This is a genomic window from Cellulosimicrobium sp. 22598 (assembly GCF_052044445.1).
GTDB lineage: Bacteria > Actinomycetota > Actinomycetes > Actinomycetales > Cellulomonadaceae > Cellulosimicrobium > Cellulosimicrobium cellulans_G.
In genome coordinates, this window is sequence record NZ_JBQEMZ010000020.1 from 29,982 (window position 1) to 46,602 (window position 16,621).

The window sequence follows — 16,621 nt, forward strand, 5'->3', positions numbered from 1 at the left end:
ACGCTTCCCCCCTGCGCGTTGTCAGGGGCACCCCTGCAGCCTGACAGCGCTGTCAGATGATCGAAGGAGATCGCGAGCATGACCAGACCCCTCCCGTCCGGACGCGCGGACGCCGCGCGCTCCAGGAGCGGCCGCGCGAGGCCCCTCGGCCTCGCGCTCGCCGCGGCCCTCACCGTCCCTCTCGCAGTCCCCGTCGGCGTCCTCACGGCAGCCCCCGCCGCTGCCGCGGAGCCCGGGGACTTCTCGTCGTCCTTCGAGTCGGGAGACCCCGCAGCGCTCGCCTCCACGGTGGCCGAGCGCGACGGCGCGCCCTGGCAGGCGAACGTCGGGTCGTTCACGAGCGGCCTCCCCGGCAGCGTGCTCGGGAAGCTCAAGGCCGTCACGGCGAGCGCCCAGAACCTGCCGAACGAGGGCGCCGCGAACCTCGCGGACGGCAGCTCCGGCACCAAGTGGCTCGCGTTCGCCTCGACCGGCTGGGTCCGGTACGAGTTCACGGAGCCGGTCTCGTTCGTCGCCTACTCGATGACCTCGGGCGACGACGCCGCGGGCCGCGACCCGAAGACCTGGACGATCGAGGGCTCGAACGACGGCTCCACGTGGACCCCCCTCGACCAGCGCACCGACGAGGACTTCCCGAACCGGCAGCAGACGCGCAGCTTCGAGCTCGACGAGCCCACCGAGGCGTACACGTACCTGCGCCTCAACGTGACCGCGAACTCGGGCGACTCCATCGTCCAGCTCGCCGGGTGGGACCTCTCGGACGACCTGAGCGCGGGCCCCTCCGCCGCGCCCATGAACACCAAGGTCGGCACCGGGCCCCGCGTGAGCTTCACCAACAAGGCGGGCGTCGGGTTCTCGGGCCTGCACTCGCTGCGGTACGACGGCTCGCACCTCGCCGACGGCGAGACCTACGCGACCAACGTGCTCTACGACGACGTCGACGTCGTCGTGGGCGAGGACACGCGCCTGAGCTACACGATCTTCCCCGAGCTGCTCGACGACCTGCAGTACCCGTCGACGTACGCGGCGGTGGACGTGCTGTTCACCGACGGCACCTACCTGTCCGACCTCGGTGCGCGCGACGCGCACGAGACCGTCGCGACGGCCCAGGCGCAGGGCGAGGGCAAGATCCTCTACGCCGACCAGTGGAACTCCGTGCGGATCGACCTCGGCGACGTCGCCGCGGGCAAGACCGTCGACCAGGTGCTGCTCGGCTACGACAACCCGGGCGGCCACGCGGGCACCAAGTTCGCGGGCTGGCTCGACGACGTCGCGATCACCGCGAACCCGGCGACCATCGACGGCTCGAGCCTCGCGAACTACGTCGACACCCGTCGCGGCACGCTCGCGTCGGGCAGCTTCTCGCGCGGGAACAACATCCCCGCGACGGCGACGCCCAACGGCTTCAACTTCTGGGTGCCCTACACCAACGCCTCCTCGCAGAGCTGGCTGTACGAGTACCACAAGGCCAACAACGCCAACAACAAGCCCGTGCTCCAGGGATTCGGCGTCTCGCACGAGCCGAGCCCGTGGATGGGCGACCGCAACCAACTGACGTTCCTCCCGTCGACGGCGTCGGGGACGCCCGACGCCACGCTCTCGACGCGCGGTCTCGAGTTCGACCACGCCGACGAGCTGGCGCGTCCGGACTACTACGGGGTCACGTTCACCAACGGGTCCGCGATCGAGGCGACGCCCACCGACCACGGCGCGGTGCTCCGGTTCAGCTACCCCGGCGCCACGGGCCACGTGCTCGTGGACAAGGTGGACGGCTCGTCCAAGCTCACGTACGACCAGGCCACGGGGACGCTCTCCGGGTGGGTCGAGAACGGCTCGGGCCTGTCCGTGGGCCGTACGCGCATGTTCGTCGCCGGCACCTTCGACCGTAGTCCGACGGCGGTCGGGACGGCGGCGGGCAACCGTGCGGACGCGCGCTTCGCGACGTTCGACACGTCGTCCGACAAGACGGTCGAGCTGCGCGTCGCGACCTCCTTCATCAGCCTCGACCAGGCGCGCAAGAACCTCGACCTGGAGGTGACGGGCAAGACCTTCACGGAGGTCAAGGCCGCCGCCGCGCAGGCGTGGAACGACCGCCTGGGCGTCATCGAGGTCGAGGGCGCGAGCGAGGACCAGCTCGTCACGCTGTACTCCAACCTCTACCGCCTCAACCTGTACCCGAACTCGCAGTTCGAGAACACGGGCACGGCGCAGGCGCCGGCGTACAAGTACGCGAGCCCGGTCTCCGCGACCACGGGCTCCGCGACGGACACGCAGACGAACGCGAAGATCGTCGACGGCAAGATCTACGTGAACAACGGGTTCTGGGACACGTACCGCACGGCCTGGCCGGCGTACTCGCTCCTCTACCCGGAGCTCGCGGGCGAGCTGGTCGACGGGTTCGTCCAGCAGTACCGCGACGGCGGCTGGGTCGCGCGCTGGTCCTCGCCGGGCTACGCCGACCTCATGACGGGCACGAGCCCCGACGTCGCGTTCGCGGACGCGTACCTCAAGGGCTCGCTCCCGACGGCCACCGCGCTCGAGGCGTACGACGCCGCGCTGCGCAACGCGTCCGTCGCGCCGCCGAACAACGCCGTGGGCCGCAAGGGCCTTCAGACGTCGCCGTTCCTCGGGTTCACGCCGGAGTCCACGCACGAGTCCGTGTCGTGGGGCCTGGAGGGCCTGATCAACGACTTCGGCATCGGCAACATGGCCGCCGCCCTCGCGGAGGACCCGGCCACGCCGGACGAGCGTCGCGAGACGCTGCGCGAGGAGTCCTCGTACTTCCTCGAGCGCGCCACGCACTACGTCGAGCTGTTCGACCCCGAGGTGGACTTCTTCGTGCCGCGGCACGCGGACGGCACGTGGGCCGTCGACCCGGAGACCTACAACCCTGAGGCCTGGGGCGGCGGGTACACCGAGACGAGCGGCTGGAACTTCGCGTTCCACGCGCCGCAGGACCCGCAGGGTCTCGCCAACCTCTACGGCGGCAAGCAGGGCCTGGAGGACAAGCTCGACCTGTTCTTCTCCACCCCGGAGAAGGGCGCCGGCAACGGCGGCATCCACGAGCAGCGCGAGGCGCGCGACGTGCGCATGGGCATGTGGGGCATGAGCAACCAGGTGTCGCACCACATCCCGTGGCTGTACGACGCCGCGGGCGCGCCCTCGAAGACCCAGGAGAAGGTCCGCGAGGTCACCCGCCGCCTGTTCGTGGGCAGCGAGATCGGCCAGGGCTACCCGGGCGACGAGGACAACGGCGAGATGTCGTCGTGGTGGATCTTCGCCTCGCTCGGCTTCTACCCGCTCCAGGTCGGCTCCGACGAGTACGCGGTCGGCTCGCCGCTCTTCGACAAGGCCACCGTGCACCTGCCGGACGGCGACCTCGTGGTCAACGCCGAGAACAACTCGGTGGACAACGTCTACGTGCAGTCCCTCGCGGTGGACGGCGAGGCCCGCACCTCGACGTCGCTCTCCCAGGCCGACCTCTCGGGCGGCGCGACGCTGGACTTCGTCATGGGTCCGGAGCCGTCCGACTGGGGCACGGGCGAGGACGACGCGCCGCCGTCGCTCACCGAGGGCGACGAGCCCCCGGCGCCGGTCCAGGACGCGACGACGTCGGGCCTCGGCACGACGACCGTCGCGGACGGCGACGCGGCGACGAGCGCCGCGGCCCTGACGGACAACACGTCCGGCACGCGCACGACGTTCGCCACGACCACCCCGTCGATCACGTGGGCGGGCAACGGCATCCGGCCGACGGTCGAGTCGTACACGCTGACCTCCGGGGCGAGCGGGACGGCGGCGCCGTCCGCGTGGACCCTCGAGGGCTCCGACGACGGCGAGACCTGGACGACCCTCGACGAGCGGTCCGGCGAGCAGTTCCGCTGGGCGCTGCAGACGCGGCCGTTCACGGTCAAGGAGCCGACGGCGTTCGCGCAGTACCGCGTGACCGTCACCGCGGCCTCGGGCTCGGGCGCGCTGTCGCTCGCCGAGGTCGAGCTCCTCGCCGATCCGAAGGCCTCCGGGGCCGAGGAGCTGACGCTCTCGGCCGCGCCCGACCGCGACACGGTCACCGGGCGCGAGGTCTCGGGCTCGTTCGCGACCCTCACCGGGGTCGAGGGCGACGCGTCGGCGCTCGACGTGCAGGTCGCGTTCGGCGACGGCTCCCAGCCCGTCGCGGGCTCGCTCCAGGCCGGTGCGTTCGGCGGGTACGCGGTGAACGCCGCGCACTCGTGGGCCGCCCCGGGCGTCTACCCCGTGACCGTCACGGTCTCGGGCGAGGGGATCGAGCCCGTCTCGACCACCTCGTACGTCTCCGTCTCGCTCCTGCGCGAGGGCTCGCTGCTCGCGGCGTACGACAACGTCTGCATCGGCGACCTCGGCACGACCGTCGGGTCGTGCGACGGCCAGGGCGTCTTCTTCGACCGGGCCCAGCTCGCGGCGAAGGGCTTCGTCCAGGGCCAGCGCTCGACGGTGCCCGGCACGGACCTCGCGTTCGACGTCCCGGCGGTCCCCGCCGGCCAGCCGGACAACGCGACGGGCGACGGCCAGACCATCGAGCTCGAGGTCCCCGCGGACGCCGAGCAGCTCTCGGTGATCGGCACCGGCACGGAGAAGAACCAGCAGGCCCAGGGCGTGCTGACCTTCGACGACGGCTCGTCGCAGCCCATCGACCTGAGCTTCGGCGACTGGTCGGGCGCGGCGCGCAACCCGGTGTTCGGCAACATCCCCGTCGCGGTCACGGACAACCGCCTGCGCGGCGGCAGCCCGCAGACCGGCACCCCTGCCGCGTTCTTCGCGACGGCGCCGATCACGCTCCCCGAGGGCAAGCGGGCCGTGAGCCTCACGCTCCCGGACCAGCCGGGCGAGCTCGCGCGCGACGGCCGGATCCACGTGGTCGCGGTCGCGCACGACGGCACGTTCGCCGAGCACCCCGCGCTGGAGGTGACGGCCGCGGACGGCGTGACCCTCGCCGTCGGGCAGTCCGCGGACGCCGTGCTCGCCCAGGTGACCGGCGGCCGCGAGGGCGCCGAGCTCCGCGCGGCGGTCACGTGGGGCGACGGCTCCGACGTCGCGGCCGGCACCGTGGCGGACGGCTCCGTCTCCGGGGCGCACGCCTACGCGGCGGCCGGGACGTACACCGCGTACGTCGTGGTCGACGACGGCTGGACCAGCCAGGTGGTCGAGGTCCCCGTGACCGTGACCGAGGGCCAGCCGCAGCTCGCGATCGACGTCACCGTGAGCTCGCGCTGCCTCGCCGGCAAGGCGTACGTCGCGGTCCGCGCCGAGAACGGCGAGGACGCGCCCGTCGCGATCCGCCTCGTCACGCCGTTCGGCACCAAGGAGTTCGCGGCCGTCGCGCCGGGGGCCAACGCCTACCAGTCGTTCGCGACGCGGGCGACGTCGGTCGAGGCCGGCACGGTCACCGTCGAGGCGACCCGAGGAGACCAGGGGGTGACGGCGTCGATCACGGCGGACTACGCGGCCGTGACCTGCGGCTGAGCCCCTGAGCCCACCGTGCGCCCCGGTCTCCGGGGCGCACGGTGAGCATGCACCACCGGCGGTGCCCCGGGATGATCGTCCCGGGGCACCGCGCCGTACCGGCACCGCGCCCGGTGCGGCACCACGTTCCCAGCACGAGAAGGACCGAGACATGACCGAGCACCCGTCCGAGCAGCCCTCGCCCGCAGCGGCCCCCCGGGTCGACCCCACGGCCGATCTCACGGCATGGCGGCGCGACCAGCTCGCCGACCTCCTGTACTTCGGCGCGGCCTCGCTGCGGTCGGACGGCGCCGCGCAGTGGCTCGACGACGACGACGTCCCCGACCTCGCGCGGCCGGTGCACACGTGGATCACGTCGCGCATGGCGCACGTCTACGCCTTCTCCTCTTTGCTGGGCGTGCCCGGCGCGGGCGAGCTCGCGGACAAGGCGCTGCGGGGTCTGCGGGGCGTGCTCGTCGACGCGGAGTACGGCGGCTGGGTGTCCTCGCGCGGTCCGGGCCCGCGGCCCGGCGACTTCGCCGCGACGGAGGAGGGGGCGGTCGACGGCACCAAGAGCGCGTACGCGCACGCGTTCGTGGTGCTCGCCGCGGCGTCGGGGACGATCGCGGGCCGCGAGGGCGCGCGCGAGCTGCTCGACGCGGCGCTCGCCGTGCTCGACGAGCGGTTCTGGGAGCCCGGGCCCCGGATGCACGCGGACGAGTGGTCGCGCGACTGGACCACGCTCGACGCGTACCGCGGGGTCAACGCCAACATGCACGCGGTCGAGGCGCTGCTCGCGGCCCACGACGCGACGGGCGACGCCGAGTGGCTCGGCCGCGCCGCGTCGATCGCGGACCGCGTGATCGGCTGGGCGAGCGAGAACGAGTGGCGCATCCCCGAGCACTTCGACGCGGACTGGAACCCGCTGCCGGACTACAACGCCGACCGCCCGCGCGACCCGTTCAAGCCGTACGGGTCGACGCCGGGGCACGGGCTCGAGTGGTCGCGCCTCGTCCTGCAGGTCGACGTCGCGGCCGGCACGCCCGGTGCGCGCACCGAGGCCGCGGTCGCGCTGTTCGACCGCGCCGTCGCCGACGGCTGGGACGGCGAGCACGGCGGCGGGTTCGTGTACACCGTCGACTGGTCCGGGGTACCCGTCGAGCCGCGCCGCTACCACTGGGTCGCGGCCGAGGCCGTCGCCGCGGCCGACGTGCTCGGCCGGGTCACGGGGGAGTCGCGCTTCGCCGAGGCCGCCGCGGGCTGGTGGGCGTGGATCGACCGGTTCCTCGTCGACCCCGAGCGCGGCTCGTGGCACCACGAGCTCGACACGTCCAACCGCCCCGACGGCGTCACGTGGGTCGGCAAGCCCGACGTGTACCACGCCGCCCAGGCCGTGATCCTCCCGGACCTGCCGCTGACGGGCTCGCTCGCCGCCTCGGCCAAGGCCGCGGGCAGCATCCTGGGCTGACGCCCACCCCAGACCGCCGAGCCCGGGGTCGTTCCCCACGTCACCGTCGCCGTGGGGAGCAACCCCGGGCTCGGCGCCGTCCTCTGCCGGACAACGACGACGAGAGCCCCGCACCGGACCGGTGCGGGGCTCTCGAGCGCTGAGCGGGTGACGGGAATCGAACCCGCGCTGTCAGCTTGGGAAGCTGAAGTTCTACCATTGAACTACACCCGCGCGGCGCCGGTGGCGTCCGCCCCGGGCCCTCTGGGAGGATCCTCGGCGAATCAGCGCGCGCCCCGATCATAGCGGACGTCGCCGGTGATGCCAGAACCCGACCGCACCACGACCCAGTACCGCGCCGACGTGCCGCGCGCCGCCCGAGGAGCAACCTTGTCCGAGAACCCGTACCAGCAGCAGCCCGACCCCGCGCAGGGGACCCCGGCCCCGGGCGACCCGGTCTACGGGGGCGGGGCGACGCCGTCGGGCGCAGCGCCGGGCCACGACCCGCAGCCCGGCTACGGCGACGCGTACGGCCAGCCGCAGCAGGGCTACGGCGACGCCTACGGCCAGCAGCCGTACGGGACGCCCGGTGCGCAGCCGGGGTACGGCCAGCCGCAGGGCGCGGCCTACGGTGCCGCGCCCCAGCAGGGCTACCCCCAGCAGGGCTACGGCCAGCAGCCGGGGTACGGGCAGCCCGGCCCGTACGGGCAGCCCGGCTTCGACCCGGCGTACGACCCCCAGGCCAAGTCCCGGCTCGCCGCGGGCCTGCTCGGGATCCTCGTCGGGAGCCTCGGCATCCACCGTTTCTACCTCGGCTACACGGGCATCGGCCTGACGATGCTGCTCGTGTCGGTGCTGTCGTTCGGCTTCGCCGCGCCGGTCATCGCGATCTGGGGCCTCGTCGAGGGCATCCTCTACCTGACCTCGAAGACGGGCTACTACTCGGTCGACTCGACGGGCCGCCCGCTGCGCGCCTGACGCCGCGCCGAACCCTGGACCGTTCCCCACGGCGACGCGTTCCCGGGAGCGATCCAGGGTTCGGCGACCGGTCCTGGCGGGCGCCGGCGTCGGCTAGCGTGGGGCCGTGCTGCTCTCCGACCGCGACATCCGGGCCGAGCTCGACGCCGGGCGCGTCCAGCTCGAGCCGTACGACCCGTCGATGCTCCAGCCGTCGAGCATCGACGTGCGACTCGACCGGTTCTTCCGGCTGTTCGACAACCACAAGTACCCGTTCATCGACCCGTCGCAGGACCAGCCGGACCTCACGCGCCTGGTCGAGGTCGACCCGGCGGAGCCGTTCGTGCTGCACCCGGGGGAGTTCGTCCTCGGGTCGACGTTCGAGGCGGTGACCCTGCCCGACGACGTCGCCGCGCGCCTCGAGGGCAAGTCGAGCCTCGGTCGGCTCGGCCTCCTCACGCACTCCACGGCCGGCTTCATCGACCCGGGCTTCTCCGGGCACGTGACGCTCGAGCTGAGCAACGTCGCGACGCTGCCGATCACGCTGTGGCCGGGCATGAAGATCGGGCAGCTCTGCTTCTTCCGCCTGTCGTCGCCCGCCGAGAACCCGTACGGCTCGAGCGTCTACGGCTCCCGCTACCAGGGCCAGCGCGGCCCGACGGCCTCCCGCTCGTGGCAGAGCTTCCACCGCACCGACGTCTGAGCGCGGCACGCCGCGTCGGACGCCGTTCGACCCCGCAGGACCCGAGGACCGGAGGACCGCACCGCATGAGCCCGCTCCCGCCGCTGCCGCACCCCGACGGGCCCGGCGCCGCGCAGTCCTACCAGGCGCGGCACCTGCTCGGGCTCCCGGCCGACGTCGTCGTCGACGAGGTCGAGACGCTCGCTCTCTCGCGGTTCGCGGGCGCGCGCTGGGACGTCGCGCCGGAGGGGACCGAGCCGCTCGTGCCGCCCGCCCGCACCGCGGCCCCGGGGGCGCCGGGCGTGCTGCGCACGTCGCGTCACACGACGATCACGGGGCCGTACGCGGGGTCCGGGGCCGGCCTGCCGCCGGGCACGACGCTCGTGTTCGACGTCGTGTGCCCGCGCGAGCGCGGCGACGTCCCCTACCCGGGGGGCGGAGACCGCGACGGGATCGGCCGCGCCTTCCCCGGCGGGCTGCCGGTGCGGGAGGAGGAGCGGGTCGTGGCGTTCCTCGTCGCGGCGGCGCGCCGGCTCGGCGGGTCGGTGCGGACCGACGTCGGGAACCCGGCCGGCCCGGGCGTCGTCCTCACGCCCGACCCGGGCGTCGCGATCGACATGACGCTCTACTCGGACGTCTGGCTGGACCCCAACGCCGCGCTCGCGCTCGTCGCGCGGCTGCACCCCCGGACGCGGCTCGCGACCGAGGGCAAGTCGTACGAGGGGCCGCCGAAGGGCATCGCGGACCTGCCGCTCTACCCGGGCGAGAAGATGGACCCCGCGCTCCGGCGCGCGATCCACGCGGCCGCCGACGACGTCGACATCAAGGCGCTGACGACGGGTGCGGTCCTCGACGGGTACGGGCTGATCGTCGACCTCGGCATGGACGGGCTCGTCGCGGTGGAGGTGGGCGGCGAGGAGGCCCTGCCGCTGCTGCTGCGCGGCCTGCCGTGGACGGCCGACGGCGCCGTGAGCTACCGGGTGCGGTGGGAGCCGCGCGACCTCGTCGAGTCGCAGCAGGAGCAGCCGTCGCTCGACCACCAGGTCGCGCGCAAGCGTGCGGCGCAGGTCGTCGCGCAGATCGCGCGGACGCTGCACGACGCCGTCGGGGGCGAGATCGCGGACGAGGCGGAGTTCCTCGTGGACCCCGAGGATCTGTGACGGGAGACTGAGGAATCGGTCACGGTCCGGCCTGCGGGGCCGGTGGAGGGCTGGGGAGTCGGTAAAATGATCCTCGGCACGGCATCGCCGTCGCCGTGAACTGTCGTGCCCTGCGACTCCCTTCCGCGGGTGCGACGATGACAAGTCCAGCAAGAACCCCGGCTCTGCCTGCCCACCCCGCCCCCGACCCGGACGGAGCGGCCCGTGCTCTACGTGCTCGTTGCTCATCTCGTGATGGCACTGGGCGCGCCCGCACTCGTCTCGCTCCTCGGCCGCCGGGCGTTCCTCGTCATGGCGCTCGCGCCGGCGTCGGCGGCCGTCTACGCGCTCGCCTGGACCGAGCGCGTGATGGCGGGGGAGCACCCCACCCAGGTCGTCGAGTGGGTGCCGGGCCTGGGCCTCGAGCTCGCCTTCCGCATGGACACGCTGTCGTGGCTCATGCTGCTGCTCGTCGGCGGCGTCGGCGCGCTCGTCCTCGTCTACTGCTCGGCCTACTTCTCGCCCACCGCGCAAGGCCTGCGGCGGTTCGGCGGCGTCCTCACGGCGTTCGCCGGGGCCATGGTCGGGCTCGTCACCGCGGACGACATGCTGCTCCTGTTCGTGTTCTGGGAGCTCACGACCGTCTTCTCCTACCTCCTCATCGGGCACTACGCCGATCGCAAGGCGAGCCGGCGCGCCGCGATGCAGGCGATCGTCGTGACGACGGCCGGCGGTCTGGCGATGCTCGTGGGCGTCGTGATCCTCGGGGTCCAGGGCGGGACCTTCCGGATGTCGGAGATCATCGCCGACCCGCCCACGGGCGGCGCGGTGACGGCCGCGATCGTCTGCCTCCTGGTGGGCGCGGCGAGCAAGTCCGCGCTGATCCCCCTGCACTTCTGGCTGCCCGCGGCGATGGCCGCGCCGACCCCGGTGAGCGCCTACCTGCACGCGGCCGCGATGGTCAAGGCCGGCGTCTACCTCGTCGCGCGGTTCGCGCCCGCCTACTCCGACACGACCGTGTGGCGGTCGATGGTCATCGCGCTCGGCGCGGGCACCCTGCTCGTGGGCGGCTACCGCGCGCTGCGCCAGTACGACCTCAAGCTCGTGCTCGCGTTCGGCACGGTGAGCCAGCTCGGCCTCATCATCCTGCTCGTCGGCCTCGGGACGCGCGGGGCAGCGCTCGCCGGTCTCGCGATGATCGGTGCGCACGCGATGTTCAAGGCGTCGCTGTTCCTCGTGGTCGGCGTCGTCGACGCCGCGACCGGGACGCGCGACCTGCGTCGCCTCACGGGCGTGGGCAAGGCTCTCCCGTGGACGGCGGTCGCGGGCGGGCTCGCGACCGCCTCGATGATCGGGCTCCCGCCGTTCGCGGGCTACGTCGCGAAGGAGGCGGCGCTCGAGTCGCTCCTGCACGGCTCGGGGCCCGTCTGGGTCGACACGGTGGTCCTGTGGGCCGTCGTCGTCGGGTCGATGTTCACGGTCGCCTACGGGATCCGGTTCTGGTGGGGCGCGTTCGCGTCCAAGCCGCACCTCGGCACGCCCCCGGCGCGGGCCAACGAGCACGTGAACCTGCGCGCGCTCGCCGCGCGCGGCCCCGCCGTCGCGGCGGACGAGCCGCCGATCGACCCCGCGCGGATCCATCGCCAGCCGTTCCTGCTCGTGAGCCCGGCCGTCGTGCTCGCCGTCCTGGGCCTCGCGACGGCGCTCGTTCCCCACTTCGGTGAGGACCTCCTCGCGCCCTACGCGGACACGTATCCCGTGGGCGAGCCCGGGCACCTCGTCCTGTGGGCGGGCTTCACCCCCGCGCTCGCGCTCACCGTCCTCGTCCTCGCGGTCGGCGTCGTGCTGTTCTGGCAGCGGGCGCGCGTCGAGCGCTTCCAGGCGTCGCTGTGGACCGGCCCGGAGGCCGACGTCACGTACCGCAAGGTCATGCGCAAGCTCGACGACCTCGCGGCGGACGTCACCGCGGTCACCCAGCGTGGCTCGCTGCCGTTCTACCTCGGCGCGATCCTCGTCGTCCTCGTGCTGGGGCCGGGGATCGTCATGGTCGCCCAGACGGCGTGGCCCGAGCAGCTCAAGGCGTGGGACCGCCCCGCGCAGCTCGTCGCGGTCGCCGCGATCTGCGTCGCGTCGGTGCTCGCCGCGCGCTCGCGCCGCCGCCTCAAGGCCGTGATCCTCGTCGGCATCGCGGGGTACGGCAACGCCGTCCTCTTCCTCCTGCACGGCGCGCCCGACCTCGCGCTCACGCAGGTCCTCGTCGAGACGATCACGCTCGTCGTCATGGTGCTCGTGCTGCGCCGCCTGCCCGCGTACTTCTCCAACCGGCCGCTCGCCGCGAGCCGCTGGGTGCGCCTGGGCATCGGCCTGGCCGTCGCCGTCGTCATGATGGGCTTCGCGGTCGTGGCGCCGCTCGCGCGGGTCGCGACGCCGATCTCCGTCGACTTCCCGGCCGAGGCGTACGAGTTCGGGCACGGCAAGAACATCGTCAACGTGACGCTCGTCGACATCCGCGCGTGGGACACGATGGGCGAGATCTCCGTCCTGCTGGCCGCGGCCACGGGTGTCGCGTCGCTGGTGTTCCTGCGCACGCGCAGCGGGGAGATCCTGCGCGCCTCGGGCGCGAAGCCCGCGACGACGGCGTCCGGCTCGGGCGTCTGGAGCGAGGGCAGCGCGGACCCGGGCGCGGCGCTGCGCCGCCGCGGCGTCACCGAGAAGGACCAGCCGCGCATGCTCGTGTGGCTCAGCGCGGGGCGCACGCTCGCGCCCCAGAGACGCTCGGTGATCTTCGAGGTCGTCACGCGCGTGCTGTTCCACGCGATGATCGTCTTCGCGCTCTTCCTGCTGTTCTCCGGCCACAACGCGCCCGGTGGCGGGTTCGCGGCCGGGCTGGTCGTCGGGATCGCGCTCATCGTGCGCTACCTCGCGGGCGGTCGCTACGAGCTCGGCGAGGCGGCGCCGGTCCACCCGGGCCTGCTGCTCGGCACGGGCCTGTTCCTGTCCGCGGGCGTGGGGCTCGTCGCGTTCCTGCTCACCGGCAACGTGCTCGGCAGCGACGCGTACGACATCGCGCTGCCGCTGGTGGGGGAGATCCACCTCGTCACGTCGCTGTTCTTCGACGTCGGCGTGTTCCTCGTCGTCGTGGGCCTCGTCCTCGACATCCTGCGCACCCTGGGGGCGGAGATCGACCGGCACGCCGAGCGCGCCGCCGCCGGGCGCGAGCCGGGCGAGGACACCGGGCCGTTCGAGGCCATGGAGCCCGACTCGATCGGGGGCGGCCGCCGGTGAACGTCATCGACATGACCCCGAGCGTCGTCCTCGTGCTCGCGATCGGCGTGCTCTTCGCGGCGGGCGTCTACCTGCTGCTGGAGCGCAGCCTCACGCGCGTCCTGCTCGGCTTCATCCTCATGGGCAACGGCGCGAACCTGCTGTTCCTCGTCGCGGGCGGGCGCGCCGGGGGCGCGCCCCTCATCGGCACGACGCCCGAGGACGAGATGAGCGACCCGCTCGTCCAGGCGATGGTGCTCACCGCGATCGTCATCACGCTCGGCATCACGGCGTTCGTCCTCGCGATGGCGTACCGGTCGTGGCAGCTCCACGGCCACGACGAGGTGCAGGACGACCTCGAGGACCGCCGCGTCGCGCGGCACGCCGCGCGCAACGCCCCCGCGTTCGAGGACGCGGACACGGAGGAGAGCGGCGCGAGCCTGGACGACGAGGCCGCCGAGGTCCGCGACGAGACCGACGGCGACGGCGACGGGATCACCGACGGGCAGGAGCCGCCGTCGTCCCCGGCCGCGCCGGACGACGACGCCGCCCGGCCCGACCGCCCGGACGACCCACGACCTGACGACCGCAGCGACGACGGGAAGGAGCCGCGATGAGTCTCACCGCCGCGGCGCTCGTCCCGCTGCCCGTCGTCCTCCCGCTCGTCGCGGCGGGCGCCGCGCTCGCGCTGTGGCGCCACCCGCGCGCCCAGCGGCTCATCACGGTCGCCGCGCTCGCGCTCGTCCTCGCGGCGTCGGTGGGGCTGCTCGTCGCGGCCGACTCCGGACCGATCGTCGTCGACGTCGGCGGCTGGGCCGCCCCGGTCGGGATCGACCTCGTCGCGGACCGGCTCTCGTCGCTCATGCTCGTGGTCTCGAGCTTCGTCATGCTGTGCGTCCTGCTGTACTCGCTCGCGCAGGGCGTGGCGGACGGCGACGAGGAGGCGCCGGTCGCGATCTACCACCCGACGTTCATGGTGCTCGCCGCGGGGGTGTTCAACGCGTTCCTCTCGGGCGACCTGTTCAACCTCTACGTCGGTTTCGAGATCTTCCTCGCCGCGAGCTACGTGCTCCTGACGCTCGGCGGCACGGGCGAGCGCATCCGCGCCGGGTCGATCTACGTCGTCGTGGCGCTGCTGTCGTCCATCGTGTTCCTCGTCGCGATCGCGCTGACCTACGCGGCGACGGGCACCGTGAACCTCGCCCAGCTCTCCGAGCGCTACGGGGAGATCGACCCGGGCATGGCGCTCACGATCCAGCTCCTGCTGCTGCTCGCGTTCGGCATCAAGGCGGCGATCTTCCCGCTGTCCGCGTGGCTGCCCGACTCGTACCCGACCGCGCCCGCGCCCGTCACGGCGGTGTTCGCCGGCCTGCTCACCAAGGTCGGCGTCTACGCGATCATCCGCACGCAGACGCTGCTGTTCCCCGAGGACAGCGTGGTCGACGACGTGCTCATGTGGCTCGCGCTGCTCACGATGGTCGTCGGGATCCTCGGCGCCGTCGCGCAGAACGACATCAAGCGACTCCTGTCGTTCACGCTCGTGAGCCACATCGGCTACATGATCTTCGGCATCGCGCTCGCGTCCGAGCCGGGCATGGCGGCCGCCATCTTCTACGTCGTGCACCACATCACCGTCCAGACGACGCTGTTCCTCGTGGTGGGCCTCGTGGAACGCCGCGGCGGGTCGACCTCGCTCGACCGGCTCGGCGGCCTCGCCAAGCTCGCGCCCGGGCTCGCGATCCTGTTCTTCATCCCCGCGATGAACCTCGCCGGGATCCCGCCGCTGTCCGGCTTCCTCGGCAAGGTGGGCCTGCTGGAGGAGGGCGTCGCGCAGGGCACCCCGCTCACGTGGGCGCTCGTCGTCGGGTCGGTCGTCACGTCGCTGCTCACGCTGTACGCGATCGTCAAGGCGTGGAACAAGGCGTTCTGGCAGACGGCGCCCGTGGAGATCCCCGCGGACGCGCGCCTCCCGCGCGGCATGGTCGGGCCGGCGACGGCGCTTGTCGCGTTCGGCCTCGCGCTCACCGTGGTGGCCGGCCCGCTCTACTCGTACACCGAGCGCGCGGCCACGACGCTCCTCGACGGCCACACGTACGTCGACGCGGTGTTCCCGGGCGACTCCGACCGCGGGCGGGGCGAGTCGAACGAGGTCGCGACGGGCGAGACGGACGGCACGGAGCCCGCCACGACGACCGGGGGTGGGGACGGATGAGCCTGCACCGCCGCCGTCGCGCGCTCGCCTCTGGCTGGTTCGCGCGCGTCACCACCCAGTGGCGCACGATCCTGTGGCTGACGCTCGTCTGGGTCATGCTCTGGGGCGACCTGTCGTGGGGCAACGTCCTCGCGGGCGTGATCCTCGGCTTCGCCGTCATCACGTTCTTCCCGCTGCCGTCGATCGCGGCGCGCGGGAAGCTCCGGCCGTGGCCGTTCGCCGTGCTCGTCGGGCGCTTCGTCGCCGACCTCGTCGTCGCCTCGTTCCAGGTGAGCCTGCTCGCCCTCACGCCCCGCCACACGCCGCGCGGCGCCGTCGTGGGCGTGCGGCTGCGCAACCCGTCGGACATCTACCTGACGATCACGGCCGAGCTCTCCTCGCTCGTGCCCGGCTCCATCGTCGTCGAGGCGCACCGGCTCACGGGGATGCTCTACCTGCACGTGCTCGACGTCGAGACGGCGGGCGGGGTGGAGAAGGTCCGCCAGGACACGCTCGCACTGGAGGCCCGCGTGCTGCACGCGCTCGCGTCCAACGACGAGCTGCGCGCCGCCGGCCTGTACCGCGAACCGTCGGAGCGAGAGGTGGCCGAGGCATGAGCGACACCGTCTACCTCGTCGTCGTGATCGCGTCCGCGGCGCTGCTCGCGGTCGGCGCGAGCCTCGCGATCGTGCGCGCCGAGCGCGGCCCGTCGATGCTCGACCGCACCATCGCGCTCGACGTCTTCACGACGACTCTCGTCGGCGCGATCGCGCTCGAGGCCGCGTTCTCGCGGCGCACGGACACCATCCCGATCCTCGTCGTGCTGTCCCTCGTCGGGTTCGTGGGCTCGGTGACGATCGCGCGCTTCGCGTCCGTCGAGCCCGAGGACGAGGGCCGCATCCGCACGGCCGACGAGGTCGCCGCGGAGGACGCCGCGCGCCGCGAGGCCGAGGAGGCCGACCGCGACTCCGCCGTGGACCCCGAGCACCACGGCGGCGCGCCCGAGGGGGAGGTGCGCTGATGGACCCGGCGACCAGCTTCTGGGACACCCTGGCCGACGTCGTCTCGGCCGTCTTCCTGCTGAGCGGCGCGTTCCTCGCGTTCGCCGCGGGGGTCGGCGTCGTCCGCTTCCCCGACCTGCTCGCGCGCATGCACGCCGCGACGAAGCCGCAGGTCCTGGGGCTCATCCTCGTGCTCGCGGGCCTGAGCCTGCGGCTGCGCTCGTGGGGCGCCGTCGCGACGCTGTTCCTCGTCGTGATCTTCCAGCTCCTCACGTCGCCGGTCGCGGCGCACATGGTCGGTCGCGCCGGGTACCGCACCGGCAAGGTGCGCACGGACCTGCTCGTCGTGGACGAGCTCACGCGCGACCAGGACGCGGCCGAGCGCGAGGACTCGGGCGAGCACGAGGACGTCGGCCCCGCTGCCGGGGCCGACACCTCGGAGCGCTGACGCGCTCGTCCGGA

At 73.3% G+C, this 16,621-nt stretch carries 11 protein-coding genes and 1 tRNA gene; 11 read left to right on the top strand and 1 reads right to left on the bottom strand.

Going from position 1 to position 16,621, the window contains the following annotated elements:
- Window positions 1-78: 78 nt before the first annotated feature.
- Both ACTJIY_RS17910 and ACTJIY_RS17915 read left to right on the top strand, forming a co-directional pair.
- Window positions 79-5,499, top strand: a complete 5,421-nt coding sequence (locus tag ACTJIY_RS17910) for a GH92 family glycosyl hydrolase (RefSeq protein WP_440675102.1) — start codon at window positions 79-81, stop codon at window positions 5,497-5,499.
- Window positions 5,500-5,650: 151 nt separating this feature from the next.
- On the top strand, window positions 5,651-6,946 hold the full coding sequence (locus ACTJIY_RS17915; RefSeq protein WP_253052388.1) for an AGE family epimerase/isomerase: 1,296 nt from the start codon (window positions 5,651-5,653) through the stop codon (window positions 6,944-6,946).
- Between the two features lie 142 nt (window positions 6,947-7,088).
- Here the strand turns inward: ACTJIY_RS17915 and ACTJIY_RS17920 are convergent.
- A tRNA-Gly gene (locus ACTJIY_RS17920) sits at window positions 7,089-7,159 on the bottom strand.
- Between the two features lie 87 nt (window positions 7,160-7,246).
- Here ACTJIY_RS17920 and ACTJIY_RS17925 point away from each other — a divergent pair.
- The 9 genes from ACTJIY_RS17925 (at window position 7,247) to mnhG (ending at window position 16,607) form a co-directional block, all read left to right on the top strand.
- Window positions 7,247-7,903, top strand: coding sequence for an NINE protein (locus ACTJIY_RS17925; RefSeq protein WP_440675103.1), 657 nt, complete (start codon window positions 7,247-7,249; stop codon window positions 7,901-7,903).
- A 106-nt stretch (window positions 7,904-8,009) separates the two neighbouring features.
- Window positions 8,010-8,585 (top strand): dCTP deaminase, encoded by a 576-nt coding sequence (gene dcd / locus ACTJIY_RS17930; RefSeq protein ID WP_047233554.1) that lies wholly within the window; start codon window positions 8,010-8,012, stop codon window positions 8,583-8,585.
- Between the two features lie 65 nt (window positions 8,586-8,650).
- A complete protein-coding gene (locus tag ACTJIY_RS17935; protein WP_253052392.1) occupies window positions 8,651-9,724 on the top strand; it encodes a hypothetical protein in 1,074 nt (357 codons plus the stop codon).
- A gap of 234 nt (window positions 9,725-9,958) precedes the next feature.
- A complete protein-coding gene (locus ACTJIY_RS17940) occupies window positions 9,959-12,988 on the top strand; it encodes a Na+/H+ antiporter subunit A (RefSeq protein WP_440697249.1) in 3,030 nt (1,009 codons plus the stop codon).
- An 11-nt stretch (window positions 12,989-12,999) separates the two neighbouring features.
- Window positions 13,000-13,584 (top strand): Na(+)/H(+) antiporter subunit C, encoded by a 585-nt coding sequence (locus tag ACTJIY_RS17945; protein ID WP_253052396.1) that lies wholly within the window; start codon window positions 13,000-13,002, stop codon window positions 13,582-13,584.
- On the top strand, window positions 13,581-15,179 hold the full coding sequence (locus tag ACTJIY_RS17950) for a Na+/H+ antiporter subunit D (RefSeq protein WP_440675105.1): 1,599 nt from the start codon (window positions 13,581-13,583) through the stop codon (window positions 15,177-15,179). The genes ACTJIY_RS17945 and ACTJIY_RS17950 overlap by 4 nt, the downstream gene beginning before the upstream one ends.
- Window positions 15,176-15,775 (top strand): Na+/H+ antiporter subunit E, encoded by a 600-nt coding sequence (locus ACTJIY_RS17955; protein WP_253052400.1) that lies wholly within the window; start codon window positions 15,176-15,178, stop codon window positions 15,773-15,775. Before ACTJIY_RS17950 ends, ACTJIY_RS17955 begins: the two co-directional genes overlap by 4 nt.
- The gene (locus tag ACTJIY_RS17960) at window positions 15,772-16,179 is read left to right on the top strand and encodes a monovalent cation/H+ antiporter complex subunit F (protein ID WP_087470905.1); all 408 of its coding nucleotides are present in this window, start codon (window positions 15,772-15,774) and stop codon (window positions 16,177-16,179) included. Before ACTJIY_RS17955 ends, ACTJIY_RS17960 begins: the two co-directional genes overlap by 4 nt.
- Window positions 16,179-16,607, top strand: coding sequence for a monovalent cation/H(+) antiporter subunit G (mnhG, locus tag ACTJIY_RS17965; protein ID WP_253052402.1), 429 nt, complete (start codon window positions 16,179-16,181; stop codon window positions 16,605-16,607). Before ACTJIY_RS17960 ends, mnhG begins: the two co-directional genes overlap by 1 nt.
- The last annotated feature ends 14 nt before the right edge of the window (window positions 16,608-16,621 follow it).